Below are 23,810 nucleotides of genomic sequence, written 5' to 3'. Positions count from 1 at the left end.
TTCATGATCCGATGTCCGATCGGGCGGCCGCGCGGACGATCGTGCCCTGCTGCCGTTTGGTGAGCGTGCCGCCGGTGACCAGCGCGGCCGTGACGGTTTCGACGTGCCGCACGAACGCGGCGTGGTCGCGGTAGTCGCCGTGCTCGGCGATCTTGTCATTGACGGTGCACCCGTCGCTGAGCCGGTAGTTCTGGACGCCCGTGTCGTCGCCGTCGATGACCACGGTGGCCCGGGTGTCCGGCACCTCGCAGCCCTCGCCGCCACCGCCGGACGACACCACGGTGAAGCCCACCGACTTCTCGGCCGACCGGTTGCCGGCCGTGTCCGTCGCCCTGGCTTTCACCGTGTGAGCCCCGAGCCCGCTGACGACAACCGGTTCCGCGTACGCGATCCAGGCGCCCGCGTCGAGCGCGTACTCGATCGAGGCGACCTCCGACTCGGTGTCGGTCGCCGTCACGGTGACGGTGGCCGATCCGACGTACGCGCCGTCGTCGTTCTGCTCGCCGCCGACCTCGGCCAGGACGGTCGGCGGGGTGGTGTCCGGTTCCTCGGCCGGTACGACGGTGAAGTGCGCCATCTGCTCGGCCGACGTGTTGCCGGCGTTGTCGGTCGCCCGGTAATGCAGCATGTGCATCCCCGGCGTGGTGATGACAACCGGATTCGCGTACGCCTTAAAGGCCCCGCCGTCCAAGGAGTACTCGATCCGCGCGACACCGGAGTCGTTGTCCGAAGCCGTCAGAGTCGCGGTCGCCGTACCGAGATAGTCGCCCTCCCCGTCGCGATCGCCGCCGATCTGTGCAGTGACAGTCGGCGGAGTCGTGTCTTCCTCGGGTGACGGCTCGACCACCGCGAAGGCCAGCGACCCGACCTCGGAGACGTTGCCTTCGTTGTCGGTGGCCCGGTAGCGGAAGGTGTGCGACCCGACCGCGGTCACCGCCACCGGCGCGGTGTACGCCTGGAAGGCCGCGTCGTCCAGCGAGTACTCCACGGTGTCGACGCCCGACCCGCTGTCGGACGCGGTGACCGTGACGGTCGCCGACCCGACGTAGGCGCCGTCCCCGTTCTGCGTACCGGCCGCGGAAGCCGAGACGGTGGGCGGGGTCGTGTCCGGCGTGGTTCCGCCGTCGGTGACCACGAACTCGCCGACCATCGTGCTGTGCCCGGGGATCGAGCAGAAGTACCGGTACCGCCCCGGCGTCAGCGTCACCGTCGCCTCGTGCCGCCCGTTGTTGGCGTCGAACGGGTTGGCCAGGATGTTCAGGGTGACGTCGTGGTTGTAGCCCGCGGTCGACGTGTCGAAGGTCAGCGTGTGCGGCATGCCGGTGTTGTTGCCGGTGGCCTCGCTGTTCTCGAACACGATGGTGGTGGCGCCGGCGACGGCCTGCGCCGGCGCCGTCTGGTACGCGGTGATGCTGTTGTCGGCCTTCCAGGTGAGCACCTGTTCGGCGGCGGCCGGCGCGGTCGGCGTCAGGATCAGCAGCACCCCGAGGATCGCGATGAGGATTCTCTTCACAGAGCACGCACCCGGATGTCGCGGAAGTCCACGAGGTCGGTGTCGCTGTGGTTCTGCAGGCCGATCAGTCCCTCCGTGAACTGCCTCAGGTCGGTCGGCGGGTCACCGGCACGCGAGCTCTGCTTGCCCGGCGTGTTGTCGAACTCGTTGATGACCTTGCCGTTGCGGATGATCGTGTAGTGCTGGCCGACGACCCGGATCTCGTAGCGGTTCCACACGTTCTTGGCGGTGGCGCCCGCGGCGGAAAGCGGGTTCGGGTCGAAGTTGTAGATGGAGCCGGTCTTCTGCACCTCACCGGTCTCGCCGTCGTAGATCTGCACCTCGTGGCCGCAGTAGATGGCCACCCAGGCCTGCGACGTGCGGGCCGAGCCGACCGTGCCGCAACTGCCGGCCGGCCTCTGCTCCAACGGGATCCGCGGGTCGGGGAACCGGGTGAAGACTCCGCTGTTGCCGCGGGCGTCGCCGGGTGCGACGTCGCGGAACTGCAGCGTCAGCGAGAAGTCCTTGAACGGCTTGGTGTAGTACAGCATTCCGAGTCCGCCGCTGGGCCGCAGCGACCCGTCCGGCTGGATGGTGAACTGGCCGGTCGGCGCCTGCGCCCAGTCCTGCAACGATTCCGGCGTGCCGTTGTAGATCGAGACGTAGCCGGTGTGCCCGGCGGTGCCGATCTTCGAGGACGCCGCGAACCGGGTCAGGGTGCCCGCCTCGCGGTCGTTCACAACGCCGTCGGCCTTGAGCGAGTTGACGACCGTCGTCACGTGACGGACGAAGGCGTCGTGCGTGGCCCAGGTGCTCTCGTCGTCGATGAGGTCGTCGATCGTGCAGCCCTGGCCCACGACCCGGTTCGCCACGCCGGTGTCGGTCTCGTCCAGCCGTACGGTGGAACTCGGATCGGCGACAGCGCAACCCACCACGACCGTCGTCTTCACGGTGGCCGTCTCACCCCCGGCGTACGTGATGGTGAGCGTCGCTGTGTAGGAACCGACCTTCGCGTACGTGTGGGTGGGATTGGCCTCGGTCGAGGTGCCACCGTCGCCGAACGTCCACTTGTACGACAGCCCGCCCGAGCGGGATCCGTTGAACGCCACCGTGAGCGGCTTGTTCTGCACCGCCACCGACGTCGCGGCCGGCGCCGGCGTGGCCGCCCCACCCTGGTAGGTGACCCGGATCAACTTCTGGTTCGGGTGCAGGCTGAAGAAGCCGCCCGCGTAGTCGAGCAGGTAGAGCGCGCCGTCCGGCCCGAACTTGGCGTCCATCCACGACTGCAGCGTCGTGGCGGTGCCGCCGGCCGGGATGATGGCCCGCAACGACTCGCCGAAGGCCGGCGGCTTACCCGGCTGGTCGACGGTGACCGCGACCCGGTTGGCCGCGTTCGACTGGTCGCCGATGAACCACTTGTCGTTCCAGTACGAGGGCCACGCGACGCCGCTCGAGGCGTCGACCAGGTCGCGGTGGTAGGTCGGGCCGGACATGATGGCCTGGCCGCCGCCACGCAGGTAGGGCTGGGTGTACGTGGCATCCGCGGCGTTGTAGGTCGGGATGTCACTGCCGGCCCGCTTCGGGAAGACCGGGCCGCCGCCGTCCGGCGAGTACCAGATCATGTTGTCCTTGATCGGCGGCAGGTCGGTCAGTCCGGTGTTGCGCGGCGACTCGTTCTTCGGCGCATCGCAGTCGTACCAGCCGGTCAGCACCTTGGCGTCGGTGTTGCTGCGGTCGCGGTACGGCTGCCGGTTGCCCATGCAGTAGGGCCAGCCGTGGTTGCCGGCCTCGGTGATGATGGTGGCCGTCTCGTACTTGGCCGGGCCCAGTTCGGGGTTGGGCGAGCCGGCGTCCGGGCCGACCCAGCCCGCGGTCAGCCACTGCTTCTTGGGGTCGATCTGCAGGCGGGCGATGTTGCGCACGCCCATCACGTAGATCTCGGGACGGGTCTTCGCGGTGCCCGGCGGGAAGAGGTTGCCCGACGGGATCGTGTACGTGCCGTCCGCCTCGGGGTGGATGCGGATGATCTTGCCGTTGAGGTCGTTCGTGTTGCCGGCCGTGCGCCGCGCGTCCTGGAACGACAGGCCCTGGTATTCCTGCGTCCAGTTGTTGCCGGAGTAGCCGTCCGAGCCGCCCGACGAGTTGCTGTCACCGGAACCGACGTACAGGTTGCCCTTGTCGTCGAAGGCCATGCCGCCGCCGGCGTGGCAGCAGCTGTGGATCTGCACCGGCCAGTTCAGCAGGTCTTTGCGGGTGCCCTGGTCGATGGTGCGCGCGGCCTTGTCGTACGTGAAACGCGAGACCGTCCGCTGGCCGACGCGCTTCTCACGGTCGATCGAGGCGTGCGGCATCCAGTAGACGTAGAGCCAGCCGTTCTCGGCGAACTTGGGGTCGGGCACGATGCCGAGCAGGCCCTCCTCGTTCTTCTGCAATTCGTCGCCGCTACCCCGGTTGCCCATGACCGGCAGGGTGGTCAGCAGCTTAACCGACTTGCTGGCCGGATCCCAGCTGTGGATGGTGCCGCAGCCGAGGCCGACGTTCGGGTTGTCCCACGGGACGACCGGGCCGCTCGGGCAGGCCGCCTTGCCGACGTAGAACACCGTGCCGTCGGGCGCGATGGTCAGGCCGTGCGGCTCGCCGATCTGGTCGAGCTGGCCGGTCTGGTTGGCCGCGGTGAGCCGCTCGACCTTGTAGTTGCTCGCGATCGTGGCCTGGCAGTCGCCGCGGACGATGCCGCTGGTCCAGCCGAGCGCGCCGGTCAGGTGCTTGCGGAAGGCCTCTTCGCCGTACGAGCCCTCGGTGTGACCCATGCCGGTGTAGAAGGAGCGGCCGCCGTCGTAGTCACGGCACCACGAGACCGGGTGGAACGGGCCGTTCGCGCCCAGACCCGGGTTGTAGTGGCGCTCCTCGACCTGCGCGAGGGTGTGCACCTGGCCGACCGGGTTCGGATCCCAGTTGTGCCAACGGTCCTCGCGCGTGACGGTCAGCGCCAGGTCCTTTGTGGCCGGATGTTGACGGTCGAGGATGTCGACCACGGCCCGGTTCACCGCGGGCGGGGCCGGCGTCTCGGTGGTGCCGGTGAACAGGCGCAGATCGGCCAGCTGGGTCAGCGGCTCGCCGCTGTTGGCCGTGATGTTCAGGCGGTAGAACTTGTAGTCGCCCGGGGTGGTCACGTCGAAACGCCGGATCTGGAAACGATCCGGGAAGGTCTGGTTCGTCCGGCGGTCCACATCGGACCAAACCTGCCCGTCGGCGGAGCCCTGCAGCGTCCAGTCCTTCGGGTCACGACCGGACGAGTCGTTGGCCGACGTCAAGGCGTAACCGGTGACCCGGGCCGGGGCGGCCAGCTCGTAGCGCACCCAGCCGGTCGGCGTGCGCACCAGCCACTTGGTGTTCGAGTCGCCGTCGATGAGCTTGACCGCGGTCTCGTTGGGCGGGTTCTCGCCGCTGGCCGTGACCGCCGAAACCGGGTGCGACACCGGGATCGCGCCGGCCGGCCGGGTGCCGATCAGGCCGGTGAACCAGGTCGAGTCGAGCTGGGCCCGGGCCGCGTCACCGATGCCCAGGAAGCCGCCGCCCGCGTTCACAAAACCCTTCAAAGCGTTTTCCTGTACGGCGTTCAGCGGCACGCCGTCAGCGGAGAGAAAGACGACGGCCCGGTACGCCGCGAGACCGGCCGGGCTGAACACAGCCGGATCGGTGGTGGCGGTGACGGTGAGGCCCTGGGCGACGCCGAGCTCCTTGATGGTCTGGGTGGCCCGGGTCACCGGGTCTTGCTGGGCGGTGGCGGCGCCGGAGAAGACCAGGACGGCGGGCTTGGCGGGCGCTGCGGCGGCCGCGGCGGCTTGCTGGGCGGTGGCCTCGCGCGGTGGAGCGGCGCCGACGGTGAGCAGCACCGCCAAGCCGATGATCAGGGTTCGATGCCTTCGGAATCTCATGAGCCAGTCCCTCCGTGGACGTGCGGTTGTGCCGACTCGGTAGCTGTGGTGGCGGCGGTGGCGGCCGCCGTGTGCTGGTGGCCCTGGAACCGGTCGATCGCCTCCTGAGCGCCGGGCGGCATCGTGCCGTCCGCGTTGCGTACGAGGAAAATTCCGGCCATGCCCGTGTCCGAGTGCATCTGGACGTGGCAGTGGTACATCCAGGCGCCCGGCCCGACGGCTTCGCCGGCGAGCACTTGGAACCCGAACGAGCTGCCCGGGTTGAGGTCTTTGTTGTCCACGACCTGACTGGGGTCGGCCGGGCCCTCGAGCATGCCGGTGCGGTTGTCGGCCCAGCGGTGCGCGTGCAGGTGGAAGGTGTGGAAAAGGCTGCCGTGGCCGATCGCGATCCACTCCACCCGTTCACCCAGGTTGGCCTCGAACATCGGCGTGTTGGGCGCGGACTTGTTGTTGATGAGCATGTCGTTGAAGACGACGGTGATCTGCTTGTCGGGCAGGATGTCGCCCCGCCGCCGCACGATCAGCGCGCCGTAGAGCCCGCGGGCCAGGCCGCCGGTGCCGTGGTCGGTGCCCAGCGCGTGGTCGTGGTAGTGCCAGTAGCCGGCGCTGCCGGGCATGAACCGGCGACCGGCCACTGTGGTCATCTCGTGCGAGCGCCAGGTGTAGGTGCGGGTCTGGCCGGGCTCGTTGAACGAGGCGTTGAACGGCGACCCGTCGGAGTCGACGCTGTAGTCGACGCCGTGGGGGTGGATGGACAGCCGCTGGGTGGTCGTGTTGACCAGGGTGATCTCGAGCGTGTCGCCCTCGTACATCTCCAGGATCGGGCCCGGGATGGTGGCGCCGCCCCTGGTCAGGCCGTATCCGATCAGGTTGCCCGGCAACGCCTCGGCGTAGATGGTGATCTTCTTGGTGACGCCGGCGGCGGCTCGGGCCGGCTCGCCTCGCGTCACCGCGACCGCGCCGCCGGTCAGGCCGAGCACCCCGGCCGCGGCGAGCAGGGACCGGCGGCGAAGACGCTCTCCGTCCCGGTTGACAACGTTGTCGTTCATGCGCGTCCTCCAACGTCACCGGCCGGGCCGGAACGCCATTGCTGTCGAGGGTGGGCGGGCAGGTGGTCCGCGAGTGCCGGGCACGGCACAGCCCACACTCGGGCGGTCGCCGCCAAGGCCGCCCTCGCGTGTTACGGACTTTTCTCAGAAGAATCAAAACTTCGGTTTGATGTGAGCAACTTATGACGCACATCGATGGAAGTAAAGGCGTCGTCACCAAAAGTCAGCCGTGGGAGCGCGCCCATTTACGTCCGAGGCGCATCGGCGCTGGCCAATGCATCGGCCTGACTTTTGCATCGGCCAACGTCGATGATTGGCTCACTCTGCCAGACCGGCGGCGCGGTTCCAACGCCTTCGCCCCGGTACGGCCGTCGCGCTCAGGCGACCTTCCGCGCCCGCCGCGAAGCGCGCCCGCCGGCGAAGCGTGCCCATCGCGAAGCGCGCCCATCGCGAAGCGCGCCCGGCCCGCCGCCTCGCTCAGGCGACCTTTCCGCGCCCCTCGCGCAGCGCGCCCGGCGCGGCAGCCGCCCACTCCTGCAACCCGGCGGCTACAACGGAAAGGTTCAGCAATGCGCGGCGCAGTCCACCCAGACCGGCCGGGTGCCGTCGCGCATCCCGGGCGACGACCCGCACGCAGGCGGCGGGCCGGTTGCCGCACCGCGCGAGCAACCAAGCCGACTCCAGGTCGGCGACGAGGGCCCCGGTCATGGCAAGCCGAGCCCGCTCGGCCGGCCCTGAGAGGCGGTCGGTGCTGATGGCCACGCCGGTGTGCACGGTCAGCCCGCGGCTCCGCAGGGCGGCAGCGAGCAGGGATGCCGTCGGCAGCCACCGCGCCGGCGGAACGACCCCCTCGGTCAGCGCGTCGGCCCGGACGACGGAGGCCACGACGACGTCGCCCGGCCGCAGGCTCGGCGACAGGGCCCGCCCGAGGCCGGCCACCGCGAGGGCCGGGCTGTCCAGCACGTCCGGCTCCATGGCCGTGCGCCGGGCCCGCCGCAAGCCGGCCCCGGCGCACCACACCCGCAGGCGCTCGTCCCCGGCCAGTCCGCGGCGCAGCGCGGCCGCCTCGACGCGCATCGGCGCCAGCACCGTGCCCAGCGGCGCCACCGGTCGCGGCGCCGGCGGAGCGAGCGGCTCGGCGTAGTCGGCGTCCAGGGCGGGCAGGTCGCCCATCTGCAGCGGATTCATGATCGTCGGCCTTCCGGCGGCAACTCGAGAACCGAGGCGGATTGCCAACTCCGGGTAGGCGCTAAACCCCGTACATCGAAAGATGCACGCCGATGCCTTGCTCGTTCTCCCCATTCCCCCCCCAAGCCGGACGGTGACCACGCAGGTTGGCCTCAACGGGCCAGGCCGGGTGCCGATGGACAAGTCATGCCATCACCGCGCCTCGACGATCACGGGGTCGACTACTGGACGCGCCAGATCCGCGTCGGGGCGCTCATCGCCACCCTGGTCACGCTGCTCGGCGCCGTCCAGGTGATCTTCGTGTGGGAGCCGGAGCGCCGATGGTGGGCGGCGCCCGTGGCGGCGGCCGCGCTCACCCAGGCGGTGCTGGGCACCCTGCCGTGGCGCCGGTGGGTGCGGCATCCGCGGGTCCGGTCCGGTCTGATCGTGTGGTGGGTGCTGGAGCTGCCCGCGCTCGCCCTGCTGGCGTACTTCGACCCCAACGGCGTCGTCTACTACCTGCCGTGCGCCATGCTGATCGTCATCCTGGCCACCGCCCTCTATCCGGCGACCGTCGTGGCCGGCCTGGGCGGGCTGGCGGTGGCCGGCTTCCTGGCGCTGCTGCCCGGCCACCCCGGCACCAGCTCGGTGCTGGTGGCGGGGCTGCTGTCGGTCATGGGCTGCGTGGTCCTGATCACCGCGATCATCGCCCACAACCGGCGCCGCCTCGACGAGCGGCGCCGGGTGGCCGAACGCCGTACCGAAGCCTTGTTGCAGAACTCCCCCGAGGTGGTCATCGCCATCGACCGGGACGGCGAGATCCGGTACGCCACTCCTTCCATGCGTACGGTTCTGGGCCACACGCCCGAGTCGGTCACCGGCTCGCCCCTGACCGAGCTGATCCACCCGGACGACCGGCCTCAGCTGCGCAGCTGGACGGCCACCCTGCGGTCGTCGCCGCCGGGCACGATCGCCGAGCTCGAGACCCGGCTGCGGCGGGCCGACGGCTCCTGGGCCGTGCTCGACGCGATCGGCACCAACGGCCTGCACGACCCCGACCTCGAGGCGATCGTGCTCAGCGTCCGCGACATCGGGCCGCGCAAGACACTCGAGCAGCAGCTGAGCCGGCAGGCGTTCTGCGACCCGCTCACTGGCCTGTCCAACCGGGCCCTGTTCCGCGACCGCCTCGAGCACGCCACCGCGCGCCGGGCGGCCGACGTGACCGTGCTGCTCATCGACCTCGACGACTTCAAGGGCGTCAACGACAACCTGGGCCACAGCGCCGGCGACGAACTGCTCACCGCGCTGGCGGCCCGGCTGCGCGACAACGTCCGGCCCGGCGACACTCTGGCCCGGCTCGGCGGCGACGAGTTCGCCGTACTCATCGAGGACCTCGACGGCCGCGACCCCGGGGCCCTGGCCGAACGGCTGCTGCACGAGCTGCGCCAGCCGCTGACCATCGCCGGCCACGATCTGCGCCGCACCGCCAGCATCGGCGTGGCCACCGGCGGCGAGAGCGGCGAGGAGCTGCTGCGCAACGCCGACCTGGCGATGTACGCGGCCAAACGTCAGGGTCGCAACGCGTACGCCCGGTTCGACCCCGGCATGTACGCCAGCCTGGTCAACGAGGCCCAGCTGCGGGCCGAGATGGAGACGGCCCTGGCCGCCGACCAGTTCGTCGTGCACTACCAGCCCGTGGTCGACCTGCCGACGCAGCGGCTGACCGGGGTCGAGGCGCTGGTCCGGTGGCAGCACCCTTCGCGGGGACTGCTCGGCCCGCAGCACTTCATCGACACCGCCGAGGACAGCGGCCTGATCGTGCCGCTCGGCCGCTGGGTGCTGCGCGAATCGCTACAGCAGCTGGCCCGGTGGGACCGGCCCGGCCTCAAGGTCAACGTCAACCTCTCGGCCCGCCAGTTCCAGGACGCGGCCCTGGTCACCGATGTCCGGGACGCGCTGGCCGAGTCGGGCGTCGAACCGGCCTGCCTGACCCTCGAGATCACCGAATCGATGCTGCTGCAGGACATCGACGTGGCCGCCGACACCCTGCACGCGCTGCGCCGGCTCGGCGTACGGCTGGCCATCGACGACTTCGGCACGGGCTACTCGTCGCTGAACTACCTCAAGCGCCTGCCGGTCGACATCATCAAGATCGACCGGGCCTTCGTCACCGAGGTCGCCACCGACCCCGAGGACAAGGCCCTGGTCGACGCGGTGGTCGGCCTCAGCCAGGCGCTGCGGATGCAGACCGTGGCCGAGGGCATCGAGACCGACGACCAGTGGACCGAACTGCGCCGCCTGGGCTGCGACTTCGGCCAGGGGTACCTGTTCGGCCGCCCGGTCGGCCCGGCCGCCATCGAGCTGCTGCTGAGCGAGCCCGCCGCGGCCGGACCGGCGCGATGACCGTCAGCCGGTCAGCCGGGCCAGGAAGCCCTTCTTCACCTCGGTCGCCCGCTGCTGCTCGCCGGCCAGCGAGCTGACGACGATCAGCGCCCCGGTCAGCACCGGGACGACCCACTGCAAGGCCGAGAGCTGCTTCTGCGCCTTGGCCACCTCGGCCGGGGTGCTGGCGGCGGGTTCGGTGCCGGCCAGGGCCGGCACGGCGGTCCGCTCGGCCACCTTGCGGCCCAGCACCCGGCTGTAGCCGGTGACGGCCAGCGCCGCCGCGGTCAGGCCGGTCTTGGCCAGCGCGGTGGATCCGGCGCCCTGCTGGACGGCCAGCCGCCCGCGGTTGCCGATGAGCTCGCCGACGCTGCCGACCAGGTGGGCGCCGATGGCGGCCGCGTTGACCGGAGTCCACTTGTTCCAGCCGGTGTTGGCCACCCGGCCGGTGCCGTTCGCCGTGTCCGCCTCGGCCGCGGCCGGGTTGAGCGCGACGGCGTTGGCCAGGGTGCCCCCGAACCAGGCGGCCAGGCCGACGTCGTGCAGGGAGCGGGACAGGGTGTCTTTCGCCACGGTGGATCTCCTCAATCGAGTTGCTGTCCCGCCTCGCCTACCCTGGGCATCCCCGCCTACACGAAGTCGCCGAGGACTAGGCCCCACGGTGCCAAGCTGCTCAACCCGGGTGACCGTCCCGAAGTTCGCGAACCAGGGACGAGACGACGGCCTTGAGGCTTCCGTTGTTGTCGGCGGCCACGCGGAGCTGACGTTGATAGCTCGCACCCCGGTCGACGATGTTCTGCACTCCTTCGAGCTCGGCCACGCAGTCGAGCGATTCGGCGATCGGAGCCAGGGCGGGCAGCAGCTCCTCCAGGTCTTTGGTGACTAGCACCTCGTCGCCGGCCGTGTTCTGGATGATGATGGCTTCCATGCCGTAGCGGGCGGCCCGCCACTTGTTCTCGCGCACGAACCACGGCTGCAGGGTCGGCACCTCGCGGCCCGCGTCGAGCTCGCGCGAGAAGTGCTCGACCAGGCACTGGGTCAGCGCGGCCAAGGCGCCGATCTCCGACGCGGTCGGGATGCCGTCGAACGTACGGACCTCGATCGTGCCCCATCTGGGGGAGGGCCGGATGTCCCAGCGCAGCTCGTTGAGCTCCTCGATGACCCCGGTGTGCATCAGATCGGCCACCAGGTTCTCGTACTGGCTCCATTCGGTGAACTGCGGCGGCAGCCCGGCCGTCGGAAGCTGCTGGAACATCAGCGCGCGGTTGGAGGCGTACCCGGTGTTCTCGCCGGCCCAGAACGGGCTCGACGCGCTCAGCGCCTGGAAGTGCGGCAGATAGGTGAGCAGCCCGTCGATGATCGGCAGCACCTTGCGGCGGTCCTCGACGGCCACGTGCACGTGGACGCCCCAGATCATCATCTGCCGGCCCCACCAGCGGGTGCGGTCGATCAGGGTGTCGTAGCGGGGCTTGCCCGGCGTCACCTGCTGCTGGAACCACTGGCTGAACGGGTGCGTGCCGGACGACATGAGGTCGACGCCCATCGGCTCGGCCAGCTCGCTCACCCGCTCGACGAGCCGGGTCAGGTCGGCCACGGCGTCACGCACCCGCCGCTGGGGCGCGCTCACCACCTCGACCGTATTGGTGAGCAGTTCGTTCGTCACGTGCGGAAAGGACTCCGCGCCGCCCAGGTGCGGGAGCAGTTCGGGAGCAGCCGGACTGAGCTCACCGCTGCGGCGGTCGACGCAGGCGATTTCCCACTCGACCCCTAGGCGCGATCTTTTCGATGGGGCGAAGTCGATACCCATGGGCCAACTCTACGGATGACGGCGCCATTGCAGCATGGCCGCGGTCGCGTCGTCGCGGAGCTCGCCCTCCTCGTACGAGATGATCGTCCGGATCAGGCGGCGCATCGTCTCGGGCGCCGGCGCGCCCTCACGCAGAGCCCCGACCAGGAACTCACTGAGTTTCTCGACCCCGAACAAATTGCCGTACGCGTCACGCGCCTCGGTTATGCCGTCGGTGTAGAAGACGAGCGCGTCCCCGGCCTCCAGCTGGTGCTCGATCACCGTCGGCGGCCGGCCGAGCATGGCGCCGAGGCCGAGCGGCAGCGCGTTCGGCGTCGGGAACGGCGGCAGCGACCGCCCGTCCCGCAGCAGAAGCTCGGCCGGATGCCCGGCGCTGATCCGGCGGTACGCCCCGGTCGGGATGTCCAGCTCGGCCAGCAGCGCCGTGACAAAGGCATTGGGGTACTGCGCCCGGATCCACTTGTCGATCGACCGGTACGTGTCGGTCAGCGACAGCCCCGACCGGCGAGCATTGCGGTACGTGTTCAGCGTCAAGGTGGTCAGGGCGCTCGCACTGATCCCGTGCCCGACCGTGTCGAACAGCGCCACGTGCAGAACGTCCCCGTTGGCGGCGTAGTCGAAAGCGTCCCCGCCCACGTCGTAGCAGGGCTCGAGCACCGCCGTGACCATGGTGCCGTCAACCGCGAAGGTGAGCGGCGGCAGCTGATTCCAGATGATCTCGGCCGCCAGCTGCATCGGCAGCCGCCGCCGCGTGTGCTCGACCGCGTCCCCGTAGAACCGCCGGCTGGCGATCAGCTCAGCCACCAGCGCCGCGATGACTTCGAGGTCATGCCGCGCCGACTCGGACGGATACTCCTTGACCTGGAATTCGAGCACGCCGAGCCGCTCGGCCCCGTGCAGCAGCGGCAGCCACAGAAACCCGTCATCCCACTGCTGCCGAGCCGTAGTGAAAGCCAGCCCCGCCGGCGTCCCGTCCACCGCCGACCCGTCCCCCCGCTCCGGAGTCGTCCCCCGCAACGGGTGCAACGCCTCTTGCGCGTAGTCGACCAGCAGTACGGTCGCCGCCTCCGCCCCGAGCAGGGGCGCAGCCCCCGCCAGCACCGCCGGCAGGTCCTCGGCCCGCCCCCGGTGCCGCAGATCCATGAGCCGCCGCACGGCCTCCATCGAAGCAACCATCGTTCCCATCCTGCCCGCCCCCGAACAAGACCGCATCGCCACCCCACCCGACAACCCCGCGCAATCCCAGGTGACCTAGCGGCAGGCGCACAGCCCCGCCCCCATCCGCTCGGCCAGCTCAACGCCGGGACGCTGTAAACCCGGCGCCGGCGCAGCGTCCACCGCCGTCGTTCCACCGAGCATCCGCTACCCGCCCACAACACGAACAGACCGAACGTGCGCAAACGCCACCTGCCTCCACCCGGCGCAAGCAAACGTGCAACAAACGCCACTCACCCACACCCCGGCGCAGGCCAAACGAGCAACAAACGCCGCTCGCCGACGCCCGGCGCGACCAAACGAGCAACAAACGCCGCCCACCGACACCCGGCGCGACCAAACGAGCAACAAACGCCGCCCACCGACGCCCGGCGCAAGCAAACGAGCATTGAGCGCCGCCGACCTGCGCCCGAAGCGACCGAAACGAGCAACAAACGCCGCCCACCGACGCCCGGCGCGCGCAAACGAGCAACAAACGCCACCCACCGACACCCGGCGCGACCAAACGAGCAACAAACGCCACCCACCGACACCCGGCGCGACCAAACGAGCAACGAACGCCGCCCACCGACGCGCGGTGCGCACGACGCGCAACAAACGCCGCCTGCTGATGCCCGGCGCAAGTAGACGAACGACGGACGCCACCTACCTACGCCCAAGGGCGACCTAAACGCGGCACGCTGCCCACCTGACGTGCACTTGTGCAGTCCGGCCGATGCGGGAGACGCAGGTAGCAGCCGCCTTGTGCCTGTACGCGACGCACACAACTCAGCTCGGGCAAGCCCCACTCCGGGATGACGAAGGTAGGCGGAGCGAGCGGGGAGGCAGTCATGACCGGCACCGTGAACTGGCGCGACGTCAAGGCCAAGGCGCAAGCGCTCGACCCCGAAAGGGACAGCAATGAACGCGTCGCCCGTCGGCGTCAGATGCGCGAACAGATGCTCGCCGCGAGCGAAGCGAGGTTGGGGGGCGGGGATGGCCCACGCAGGGATCAAGCCTGACCGCCCGTAGTGGGCCATCCCCGCCCCCCAACCGTCCCACCGCAACCCACACCGGTTTGATCAGGACGAGGCACCGCCGGAAGCGACAGGCGGCGAAGTGGGCGGAACAGCCAGCAGGGCTGCGCGGCAACGCCGGAAGCGACAGACGGCGAAGCGGGCGGATCAGCCAGCCGAGTTGCGGGGCAGCGGCGGCAGCGCCGGCCGGTCGAGCCATGCGGTGAACAAGTCGTCCAACGGCTGGGCGGAGAAGCGCTGCGCGTGGGTGCGGAACTCGGCCGTGGTCACGGTTCGGTGCTGGTGCTCGGCGACCCAGGAGCGGAGCAGGGCGAAGAACGCCGGGTCGCCAATAGTCGTGCGGAGGGCGTGCAAGGTGAGGGCGCCCCGCTTGTAGACCAGCGGGTCGAACATGCGGTCGACGCCCGGGTCGGCGATGGGGATGGTCGCGGGATGGGCCAGCAGCCAGATGTGCCAGCGGGCGGCGTGGATGTCGGCTGACGGGCCGCCTGACATGCTTGACCACAGCCACTCGGCGTACGTGGCGAAGCCCTCGTTGAGCCAGATGTGACGCCAGTCGGCGACCGTCAGGCTGTTGCCGAACCACTGGTGCGCGAGCTCGTGGGCAACCAGGCGTTCGTGGGTGCGGCGGCCGTCCAGGTGGTTGCGGCCGAAGACGGCCATGCCCTGCGCCTCGACCGGGTCGTCCAGGTCGTCGTCGGCCACCACTACGACGTACTCGCGGAAAGGATACGGGCCGAACAAGCGCTCCAGGGCGGTCATGATCTCGCCGTGGCGGCCGAAGTCGTGGCGGAACACCGTGCGCAGGCGGGGCGGGATCGCGGCCGTCTGCCTGACGCCGCCGGTGGCCAGTTCGACCAGCTCGTACCGGCCGATCTGCACGCTCATCAGGTACGCCGACGTGGGCTCGTTGCGCTCGTAGACCCACGTCGTCGTGCCCGCGCCGCGGCGACGAGAGACCAGGTCGCCGGTCACCACCACCGTGTACGGGGAGGCCGCGGTGACCGAGACCAGGTAGGTGGCCTTGTCGTCGGGGCGGTCGTTGCACGGGAACCACGACGGCGCCCCGATGGGCTGGCTGGCCACCAGCACGCCGTCGGTCAGCTCGTCCCAGCCGATGTCGCCCCAGCGCCCCGAGATCGGCACGGGCGTCCCGGCGTACCGGACCTCGACCTTGAACGTCGCCCCGTACCCGATCGGCTTCTCCGGCTTGACGCGCAGCTTGCCGGCCCGGTGCGTGTACGTGGCGCGCCGCCCGTCGACCCGGACGTCCTGCACGCGGAACTGGCCCAGGTCGAGGCTGAACCGGGACAGCGCCTGCACCGACTGGGCCGTGATGGTGGCCCGGCCGGCCAGGCGGTTCGAGACCACGCGGTAGTCCAGGTCCAGGTCGTAGCGCAGCACGCGGTACCCGCCGTTGCCGTGCCCGGGTAGGTACGAGTCGGGCGAGTGGTCGACGCCCGGGGGCGTCATAACCAGTTCGCGATCGGGTTACCCAGCCACCGGCTGTCCTGCGGCACAGCGTCGCCGCGGGTCACGAGCGAGCCGGGGCCCACCGTGGTGCGCGCGCCGATGCTGGCGCCGGGCAGCACGATCCCGTGCGGGCCGAGCGTGGCGCCCGCGCCCAGTGTCACCTCGTCCATGGCCATGATCCGATCATGGAACAGGTGGGTCTGCACCACGCACCCCCGGTTGACCGTGGCGCCGGGCCCGAGCCGCACCAGGTCGTACTCGGGCAGCCAGAACGTCTCGAGCCAGACGCCGCGGCCGATCTTGGCGCCGAGCGTGCGCAGCCACATGGTCAGCAGCGGGGTGCCGGTGGCGAAGCGGAACAACCACGGCGCGGCCAGCACCTCGACGAACGTGTCGGCCAGCTCGTTGCGCCAGACGAACGACGTCCACAGGGCGTGCTCGGTGACCCGGAACCGGCCCACCAGCAGCCACTTGGCCGCCGTGGCGGTCAGCGCGCCGGTGATGGCCGCGGCGAACAGCACCGGGCCGGCGGCCAGGGCGGCCGCCCCCAGCCCGTACGCGCTCCAGATCAGCTCGAGGACGGCGAGCACCGACACCGCCAGCACGCCGGCCAGCATCACCGGGACGACGCGGCACAGTTCGATCGCGGCTCGGGCCAGCTTGAGGCGCAGCGGCGGCTCGTAGGTGCGGCCGGCGTCGCCCGTCTCGACCGTGCGGCGCAGCGGCAGGGGCGGCGAGCCCAGCCACGACGAGCCCTTCTTGGCCTTGCGCGGCGCCGACGACAGCACGCCGACCAGGCCCCGCTTGGGCACCGACCGGCCGGGCGCGGCCATGCCCGAGTTGCCGAGGAAGGCCTCTTTGCCGATGCGGGCGGGGGCGATCCGCAGCCAGCCGTTGTTCAGCTCGTAGGTGGCCACCATCGTGTCGTCGGCCAGGAAGGCGCCGTCGTCGACCGTGGTCATCTTGGGCAGCGCGAGGACCGTGGAGAGCTCGGCGTTGCGGCCGATCTTGGCGCCGAGCAGCCGCAGCCACACCGGCGTGAACAGGCTGGCGTAGATCGGGAAGAGCGCGATGCGGGCCATGCCCATCAGACGTTCGGTGGCCCAGGCCTGCCAGGCCACCCTTCCCCTTACGGGGTGGAAGCCCTCGCGCACGCCGAGGCTGAGCACCCGCACGGCAACGAGAACAATTACCGCGTACGTCAGGAAATAAGCGACAGCCGCGACCGGGGCCATCAGGATGGCCGAGCGCAGGTCGGTGCCGAGCAGCAGCAGAGCGGGCAGCACGGCCAGCACCGGCACCAGAGCCAGCAGCTGAGCCGTCAGGCTGTAGGCGGCCACCCACAGGCGCGACCGGCGCGGCGGACGCTGCGCGGGCCAGGAGACACCGTCCGACTTGCCGGGCCACCGCTTGCCCGCGGCCACCGCCCCGGTCACCGTCGAGCCGGCGCTGACGTGCGCGTTCTTGCCGATGCGGGCGCCCGGCATCAGGGTGCTGCGGCCGCCGACGCGGGCGCCGGCCCCGATCCGCACCTTGCCGACCCGCACGATGTCGCCGTCGACCCAGTAGCCGGACAGGTCGACCTCGGGCTCGACGGCCGCTCCCCGGCCCAGCTTGAGCAGGCCGGTGACGGGCGGGGCCGAGTGCAGGTCGACGTCGGGCCCGATCTGGGCGCCCAGGGCCTTGGCGTACGTGATCATCCAGCTCGCGCCGGTGACGCCGGTGGCACCGGTCAGCTCGGCCAGCCGTTCGGCCGCCCACAGCCGCAGATGAACACTTCCGCCCCGCGGGTAGTTGCCCTTGCCGACGCCGCGCAGCAGCAGCCGCGCGCCACCGGCCGCCACGGCGATCCGGCCGGGCGGGCTGAACAGCACGAGCCAGCTCGCCGCGATCCACCACCACGAGGTGTGCGGCGCCCACGAGACCAGGTTGGCCAGCGCGGCCAGCACGGTGAGCCAGCGCAGCCCGACCAGCGCCAGCATGGGCAGCATGAGCAGGCCCTGGACGAGCCCGGCCCGCTTGGGCGTCGGCTTGACGTCGCGGCGGACGGTTTCCGTGGCGACGAGGGCGTCGAGCGCGGCCGCCATCTGCGACAGCCGCGGGTACTGGTAGACGTCGGCCACCGCGACCTGCGGGTGGGCCCGGCGGATCCAGGCCACCAGCTGGGCCGCGTTGAGGCTGCTGCCGCCGTTGCTGAAGAAGTCGGCGTCGGGCTCGCCCGGCCGTACGCCGAGGATTTCCTCCCAGCCGTCGGCCAGCCAGGCCTGGGTGGCGGTCAAATCGGCGTCGCCGGCCCCGGTGGCCAGCGGCCACGGCAGCGCGGCCCGGTCGACCTTCCCGGAGGTGCGGGTCGGCAGCTCGTCCACCTCGGCCAGCAGCGGGACGAGGGCGGCCGGCAGCTGCTCGCGGATGCGCACGGCGGCCGCGGCCGCGTCGAAGCCCTCGCGGGGTACGACGTACCCCACGAGCAGCTGGTTGCCGGCGGCGGTGCGCTTGATGGCGGCGGCCGCGCCGGCCACCCCGGGCAGCGCCTGCAGGGCCGCGTCGACCTCGCCCAGCTCGATCCGGCGGCCGCCCAGCTTGACCTGCTCGTCGCCGCGGCCCAGGAACAGCAGCCCCTCGGGCTCGGCGCGCACGATGTCACCACTGCGGTACGCCCGCTCCCAGCCCAGCGAGGCCAGCGGCGCGAACTTCTCGGCGTCCTTGGCCGCGTCCAGGTAGCGGGCCAGGCCGACGCCGCCGATGACCAGCTCGCCGGTCTCGCCCATGGCCACCGGGTCGCCGGCCGGGCCGACCACGGCCAGTTCCCAGCCCGCGAGCGGGAGCCCGATGCGCACCGGGCCCTCGCCGGTCATCCGGGCCGCGCAGGCCACCACGGTCGCCTCGGTCGGGCCGTACGTGTTCCAGACCTCGCGCCCCTCGACGGCGAGCCGTTCGGCCAGCTCGGGCGGGCAGGCCTCGCCACCGAAGATCAGCAGGCGGACCTCTTCGAGCGCCTCCACCGGCCACAGCGCGGCCAGCGTCGGGACGGTCGAGACGACGGTGATGCGCTGCTCGGCCAGCCACGGGCCGAGGTCGACGCCGCTGCGCACGAGGGCCCGCGCGGCCGGCACCAGGCAGGCGCCGTGCCGCCAGGCCAGCCACATCTCTTCACAGGAGGCGTCGAAGGCGACGGACAGGCCGGCCAGCACGCGGTCGGACGGGCCGATCGGCTCGGCGTCGTCGTCGGCCAGGAACAGCTGGGCCTCGGCGTCGACGAACGCGGCGGCCGCGGCATGGGTGACGGCCACACCCTTGGGCGTGCCGGTGGAGCCGGAGGTGAAGATGATCCAGGCGTCGTCGTTGGGTCCGGGCCGTCCGGCTCCTCCTTCGGGCGTACGGCGCATGGTGACGCTCAGCCCGTCGCCGAGCACAGCCGCCACGCCCGCCTCGCCGAAGACCAGTTCGGCGCGCTCCTCGGGGTCGTCCGCGTCGACCGGCACGTACGCCGCACCGGCGGCCAGGACGCCGAGGATGGCCAGGTAGAGCTCGGTCGTGCCGGAGGAAACCCGGATGCCGACCCGATCGCCGACGCCGATGCCGTGCCCGGTCAGCGTGACCCGAAGCTTCTCGACCTCATCGGCCACCTCACGGTAGGTGAGTGACACGCCGCCCGCGTCGAGCGCCGGGCTGCCCGGGTGGGCCTGGACGGTGGCCTCGAAGACGTCCACCAGGGTGCGCCGGAGGGGCGCTGACCTCGACCGGAAGAGTGCCGGAGCCTCGGACGGACCGTCGAACTCGGGCAGGTCGATCAGTTGCAGGTCAGTCGTCACCGTCACCGGGCGTACTCCATCTCCACCACATAGTCACCGTCGCCAAGCGCACGGCAGTCAGCCGCCCGGGGCAGCCAACAAAGCTACGGGCGGAAGATGAACGATGACGAGTAAATGACGAATACGTGTCCAGAAACACGAACGCGTCACTCCATCAGGAGGACCGCTTCAGAAGGTCCGCGAATTCGTCCAGAAGTGGATCGCGCCGCTCGGCCACCCAGGCCAGGCTGACTTGGTTGTCCGGGATTCCGTCGATCCGGCTCCACGTGACGTCGGGCCGGGTGTAGTAGGTGGCCGTCGACAGCGGCAGCACCACGATCCCCCGCCCGGCCGCCACGTTCTCCAGCTTCTCCTCCACCGCCAGCGCCGGCACCGGCTCGGCCGCGACCGTCGCCACGGCCCGCCATTCCGCCACCGCGTCCGGGTTCTGCAGCAGTCGCTCGCCGGCCAGATCCGTCATTGCCACCGACTCCTTGCCGGCCAGCCGGTGCCCGGCCGGCAGCACCACGACCCGCGGCTCGTGGGTCAGCGGCCGCACGGTCAGTCCACGCTGGTCGATCGGCAGCCGGACCAGGCTCACGTCGGCCCGGCCGTCACGCAGCACCTCGACCTGATCGTTCCAGGTCGTACGCAGCACCTCCACCGCCAGGCCCGGATGCCGCTCGCGCAGGCGCCGCACCGGGTCGGTGACGATCAGGCCGGGCATGAAGGCGACCACGAACCGGTCGGCGCCACGGGCGACCCGCCGCTGCAACGCCTCGGCCGCGGCCAGCAACGGCTCGGCGTCGGCGAGCAGCCGGCGACCGGCGTCGGTCAGTTCGGTCGCGCGCTTGTCCCGCCGGAACAGCTGGGCCCGCAGCTCACCCTCGAGCGCCCGGATCTGCCGCGACAGCACGGGCTGGGCGATGTGCAGCTCGGCGGCCGCCCGCCCGAAGTGCCGATGCCGGGCGACGGCCACGAAGTAGCGCAGTTTGCGCAGGTCGACGTCGATGCTCCGAGGGTATTACAGCCGACGGAACAGGTCTTGGACGCGACCGCCGGTCCGGGCGCAGCGTTGACGCATGAACATTGCGAAAGAGCGGGTGGTTGTCCTCGGCGGCACGTCGGGGATCGGGTACGCGGTGGCCGAGGCGGCCGTCGAGCGCGGAGCCGAAGTGGTCGTCGTCTCCCGGAACGAGCAGCGCGTACGCGAGGCGGCCGAACGCCTCGGCGCGACCGGCCGGACCGCCGACCTCGGCCACGCCCCCACCGGCCTCTTCGACGAGATCGGCCCGTTCGACCACCTCGTCTACACCGCGGGCGAGCAGCTCGCGCTGACCCCGATGGCGTCGCTGGACGTCGAGCAGGCTCGCGAGTTCTTCGGGGTGCGCTACTTCGGCGCGCTCGCCGCGGTGCGGGCCGCCCTGCCGCACTTGCGCGAGGGCGGTTCGATCACGCTGACCAGCGGCACGGCGGCCGACCGGCCGGGGCCGGGCTGGGCGGTCGCGTCGAGCATCTGCGGGGCGGTCGAGGGGCTGACCCGGGCGCTGGCCGTGGAACTGGCCCCGATCCGGGTCAACGCCGTGAAGCCCGGCGTCACCCGCTCGCCGATGTGGGGCGCGGACGTCGAGCAGTTCTACGCCGAGACCGCGGCCGCCGTGCCCCTGCGCCGGGTCGGTGAAGTGGCCGACGTGGCCGACGCCTACCTCTATCTGATCGGTCAGCCGTTCACCACGGGCACGGTGCTCACTGTCGACGGCGGCGCGCTGCTGGCCTGACCGCGCCGGTGTCCTGGCTCGGGGGCAGGCCGAACTGGCGGCGGTAGTCGCGGCTGAACTGCGACGGGCTATCGTAGCCGACGCGGCGGCTGACGCCGGCGATGTCGGTGGGGTCGGCCGCCAGCTGCAGGCGGGCCTGCTGCAGCCGGATCTGCTTCTGGAACTGGATCGGGGTCATCGCGGTGGCGGCCTGGAAGTTGCGGTAGAACGCGGCCAGGCTCATGCCGGCCACCTGGGCCGCCTCCTCGACCTGGAAACCGCGCTGGTAGTTGTCGCGGATCCAGCGGACGGCCCGGCCGACGTGGCTGAGGCTGCTGTCGGACCGGCCGAGCTGGCGGACGATCGCGCCCTGCTCGCCCCGGATCAGCCGCCAGATGATCTCGCGCTTGATCAGCGGGGCCAGCACCGGGATGTCGGCCGGCTCGTCGAGCAACCGCAGCAGCCGGACCACGGCGTCGAGCAGGGCCGGCGGCGTCTCGCTCACCCCGAGTCCGAACGGGGCGTCGCCGCCGGCCTGGGCGTCGTCCACCAGCATCTCGGCCACGGCCGCCGGGTGCAGGGTCAGGCCGAAGCCGAGCCCCGGCCGCTGCGGGCCGGCCTCGCTGAAGTGGCTGGTCACCGGCATGTCGACCGACGCCACCAGGTACTGCCCGGCGCCGTACTCGTAGACCGTCTCGCCATAACCACAGCGTTTGGTCCCCTGCGCCACAACCACAAAGACTTTCCCGTACGTGGTGGGAGCGGGCGGATACGGCCGGTCGGCCCGCATGATCTGGACGTCCTCGATCGCCGTACGCAGGTCGGGGCGCGCGTGGCGGGCCAGCAGGTCCCGCAGTTCGCCGAGCGGCATGCGAGCGATTCAACCACGCCGCACGCCGCCGGCTCACTCCTGAGGGATCAGCCCGGCAGCGCCCCGATCTGCTGCAGGATGGTCGCCCGGTCCGGCGACACCCAGAACTCGGCGATCTTGCCGTCGGCGATCCGCATGACCCCGATGCCGACCGCCGACACCCGGTTGCCGGTCGGCGGCACGCCCAGCAGTTCCCCGTCGTGCGTGCCCTCGTAGCGGCAGCGCAGCGCGACCAGGTCGCCCTCGGCGATCAGCTCGTCGAGCGGGTGCCGCAGGTCGGTCATGCCCGCGAAGAACGCGTTCCCGAAGGCCTTCACCCCGTTCCGGTCCATCGTCGGGAAGCCGGCCGGGTGGAACTGGTAGTCCTCGGTGCACAGGTGGACCGGGGTGGTGCGGCCGCGGTCCAGCTCCTCGAAGTAGTTGCGGACGATCTGCTTGTTCTGCTCAGACATACTCGTGCTCCTTCGTAAGGCGGGCCGCCGGGCGGCGGCAGCTGTAGACGAGGGCGGGTGGCAGGTTGGCCCACACCGTGCGGCCGGTCACCACTTCGTCGAAGCGGCTCTCCAGGGACCGGTGCAGGCGGCGGGCCGGCGGGGCCCAGCGCGCGTGCACGTACGCGAAGGTGGTGAAGACGCCGTCGGGGCGCAGCACCTCGGTGGCCGCCGCCAGCACGTCGCGCTGACGGCCAGGGGCGAAGGCGGCCCAGGGCAGGCCGCTCACGATGACGTCGGCCCGCTCCGAGAGCACCGTCCCGATGTCGGCGGCGTCGGCCACGACCGCCTCGACCGACGGGAAACGGCGGGACAGCTGCTCGGCGAACCGCTCGTTGATCTCGAGGACGACGTGCCGCCCGCGGCCGGCCAGCCGTTGCTGGATCGCCGCGGTGAAGGCCCCGGTGCCGGGGCCCAGTTCGACGACCACGACGTCGGACGCCCGCGGCACCGGCGCGGTGGCCACCCGGGCCAGCGCGGAACCGCTGGGCGCGACCGCGCCGACGGTCAGCGGGCTGCGCAGGAACTCGGTCAGGAACGACATGGCCGCCTCACTTGGCCTGGTCGAGCCGGACGGCGTCCGGGCCGGCCGGGAACCGCAGCCGGCCGGTGGTGTCGTGCACGGCCTGCCAGACCGTGCGGGCGACGTCGGACTCCGTGGTGAACAGGTCCTGGCCCAGGAAGTCGCCGAGCGACTTGGTGGCGAACGGCACGTACGGCGCCGGAACCAGCTCGTCCAGCGATTCGGTGAGGTCGACGTAGTTGGTGGCCCGGGCCGCGAAGTTGGTCGACAGGCAGGAGCCCGGTTCGACCGTCTTGGCCGACACCCCGAAGCCGGCCAGTTCCAGCGCCAGCGACGACGTGAACCCCTCGATCGCCGTCTTGCTGGCCTTGTAGGCGGCCGAGAGCGGCATGTGGCCCAGCACCACGCTGGAGGTCACGTTGACGATGACGCCCGAGCCGCGCTCGCGGAACTGCGGGATCACGGCGTGCGTCGTGGCCATGACGCCGAACGTGTTGGTCTCGAAGATCTCGCGGACGCGGCTCAGCGGGGTGCCCTCGAAGGCACCGATCGACCCGATGCCCGCGTTGTTGACGAGCGCGTCGATCGGCCCGGCGGCCGCGAAGGCGGCGTCGATGCTGTCCTGGTCGGTCACGTCGAGTTGAAGGACGCGCAGCCGGTCCGACTCGGGCAGCACGCCGGAGCGGGGGCTGCGCATCGTCGCGATGACGTTCCAGCCTTGGGAGTGGAAGTACCGCGCGGTCTGCGCGCCGTACCCGGACGAGGTTCCTGTGATCAGCACTGTGTTCATGCCTCAACTCTGCGAAATACCAGGTCAGAGCACATCTGTCGAACGACC

Annotated in this window: 17 protein-coding genes; 3 read left to right on the top strand and 14 right to left on the bottom strand. The window is 71.2% G+C overall.

Features of this window, described 5'->3' with window-relative positions; translation table 11 throughout:
* Window position 1: 1 nt before the first annotated feature.
* The 4 genes from OWR29_RS08885 to OWR29_RS08870 form a co-directional block, all read right to left on the bottom strand.
* Window positions 2-1,513, bottom strand: a complete 1,512-nt coding sequence (locus OWR29_RS08885) for an OmpL47-type beta-barrel domain-containing protein (protein WP_267562085.1) — start codon at window positions 1,511-1,513, stop codon at window positions 2-4.
* Entirely contained in the window at window positions 1,510-5,430 is a 3,921-nt protein-coding gene (locus OWR29_RS08880; protein WP_267562084.1) for a ThuA domain-containing protein, read from the bottom strand. Before OWR29_RS08880 ends, OWR29_RS08885 begins: the two co-directional genes overlap by 4 nt.
* On the bottom strand, window positions 5,427-6,479 hold the full coding sequence (locus OWR29_RS08875; protein WP_267562083.1) for a multicopper oxidase domain-containing protein: 1,053 nt from the start codon (window positions 6,477-6,479) through the stop codon (window positions 5,427-5,429). Before OWR29_RS08875 ends, OWR29_RS08880 begins: the two co-directional genes overlap by 4 nt.
* 477 nt (window positions 6,480-6,956) lie before the next feature.
* The gene (locus OWR29_RS08870) at window positions 6,957-7,667 is read right to left on the bottom strand and encodes a phosphorylase family protein (RefSeq protein ID WP_267562082.1); all 711 of its coding nucleotides are present in this window, start codon (window positions 7,665-7,667) and stop codon (window positions 6,957-6,959) included.
* Between the two features lie 186 nt (window positions 7,668-7,853).
* Here OWR29_RS08870 and OWR29_RS08865 point away from each other — a divergent pair, with 186 nt between their 5' ends.
* Window positions 7,854-10,049 (top strand): putative bifunctional diguanylate cyclase/phosphodiesterase, encoded by a 2,196-nt coding sequence (locus tag OWR29_RS08865; RefSeq protein ID WP_267562081.1) that lies wholly within the window; start codon window positions 7,854-7,856, stop codon window positions 10,047-10,049.
* Window positions 10,050-10,052: 3 nt separating this feature from the next.
* On the opposite strand, the gene OWR29_RS08860 is transcribed toward OWR29_RS08865, so the two are convergent.
* From OWR29_RS08860 to OWR29_RS08850, 3 genes are all read right to left on the bottom strand, one after another.
* A complete protein-coding gene (locus OWR29_RS08860; RefSeq protein WP_267562080.1) occupies window positions 10,053-10,601 on the bottom strand; it encodes a hypothetical protein in 549 nt (182 codons plus the stop codon).
* Window positions 10,602-10,701: 100 nt separating this feature from the next.
* The gene (locus tag OWR29_RS08855) at window positions 10,702-11,835 is read right to left on the bottom strand and encodes a glutamate--cysteine ligase (RefSeq protein ID WP_267562079.1); all 1,134 of its coding nucleotides are present in this window, start codon (window positions 11,833-11,835) and stop codon (window positions 10,702-10,704) included.
* Window positions 11,836-11,844: 9 nt separating this feature from the next.
* A complete protein-coding gene (locus tag OWR29_RS08850) occupies window positions 11,845-13,011 on the bottom strand; it encodes a PP2C family protein-serine/threonine phosphatase (protein ID WP_267562078.1) in 1,167 nt (388 codons plus the stop codon).
* A gap of 869 nt (window positions 13,012-13,880) precedes the next feature.
* Between OWR29_RS08850 and OWR29_RS08845 the strand changes: the two genes are divergently transcribed.
* Window positions 13,881-14,051 carry a hypothetical protein gene (locus OWR29_RS08845; protein ID WP_267562077.1) on the top strand — a complete coding sequence of 57 codons (171 nt, stop codon included), beginning with the start codon at window positions 13,881-13,883 and terminating at the stop codon, window positions 14,049-14,051.
* 162 nt (window positions 14,052-14,213) lie between these two features.
* Here OWR29_RS08845 and OWR29_RS08840 read toward each other — a convergent pair whose 3' ends face one another.
* From OWR29_RS08840 to OWR29_RS08830, 3 genes are all read right to left on the bottom strand, one after another.
* Window positions 14,214-15,539 (bottom strand): M1 family metallopeptidase, encoded by a 1,326-nt coding sequence (locus tag OWR29_RS08840; protein ID WP_267562076.1) that lies wholly within the window; start codon window positions 15,537-15,539, stop codon window positions 14,214-14,216.
* Window positions 15,536-19,351, bottom strand: a complete 3,816-nt coding sequence (locus OWR29_RS08835) for a Pls/PosA family non-ribosomal peptide synthetase (protein ID WP_267562592.1) — start codon at window positions 19,349-19,351, stop codon at window positions 15,536-15,538. Before OWR29_RS08835 ends, OWR29_RS08840 begins: the two co-directional genes overlap by 4 nt.
* A 154-nt stretch (window positions 19,352-19,505) precedes the next feature.
* Complete coding sequence (locus OWR29_RS08830) at window positions 19,506-20,321, bottom strand: LysR family transcriptional regulator (protein ID WP_267562591.1); 816 nt, start codon at window positions 20,319-20,321, stop codon at window positions 19,506-19,508.
* A gap of 91 nt (window positions 20,322-20,412) precedes the next feature.
* On the opposite strand from OWR29_RS08830, the gene OWR29_RS08825 reads away from it, so the two are divergent.
* Window positions 20,413-21,108, top strand: a complete 696-nt coding sequence (locus OWR29_RS08825) for an SDR family oxidoreductase (protein ID WP_267562075.1) — start codon at window positions 20,413-20,415, stop codon at window positions 21,106-21,108.
* Here OWR29_RS08825 and OWR29_RS08820 read toward each other — a convergent pair.
* The 4 genes from OWR29_RS08820 to OWR29_RS08805 are packed head-to-tail and all read right to left on the bottom strand — an operon-like array spanning window position 21,077 to window position 23,762.
* On the bottom strand, window positions 21,077-21,958 hold the full coding sequence (locus OWR29_RS08820) for an AraC family transcriptional regulator (protein WP_267562074.1): 882 nt from the start codon (window positions 21,956-21,958) through the stop codon (window positions 21,077-21,079). The two genes, OWR29_RS08825 and OWR29_RS08820, sit on opposite strands and share 32 nt — an antisense overlap.
* A 47-nt stretch (window positions 21,959-22,005) precedes the next feature.
* Window positions 22,006-22,410, bottom strand: coding sequence for an ester cyclase (locus tag OWR29_RS08815; protein WP_267562073.1), 405 nt, complete (start codon window positions 22,408-22,410; stop codon window positions 22,006-22,008).
* Window positions 22,403-22,993 carry a class I SAM-dependent methyltransferase gene (locus OWR29_RS08810; protein ID WP_267562072.1) on the bottom strand — a complete coding sequence of 197 codons (591 nt, stop codon included), beginning with the start codon at window positions 22,991-22,993 and terminating at the stop codon, window positions 22,403-22,405. The genes OWR29_RS08815 and OWR29_RS08810 overlap by 8 nt, the downstream gene beginning before the upstream one ends.
* Window positions 22,994-23,000: 7 nt before the next feature.
* Complete coding sequence (locus tag OWR29_RS08805) at window positions 23,001-23,762, bottom strand: SDR family oxidoreductase (protein ID WP_267562071.1); 762 nt, start codon at window positions 23,760-23,762, stop codon at window positions 23,001-23,003.
* Window positions 23,763-23,810: the final 48 nt, after the last annotated feature.

Origin of the sequence: Paractinoplanes pyxinae, from assembly GCF_026626335.1 — a bacterium.
GTDB classification, from domain to species: Bacteria; Actinomycetota; Actinomycetes; order Mycobacteriales; family Micromonosporaceae; genus Actinoplanes; species Actinoplanes pyxinae.
The sequence above is the reverse complement of the archived record's forward strand: the minus strand, read 5'-3'. Positions and strand labels throughout refer to the sequence as shown.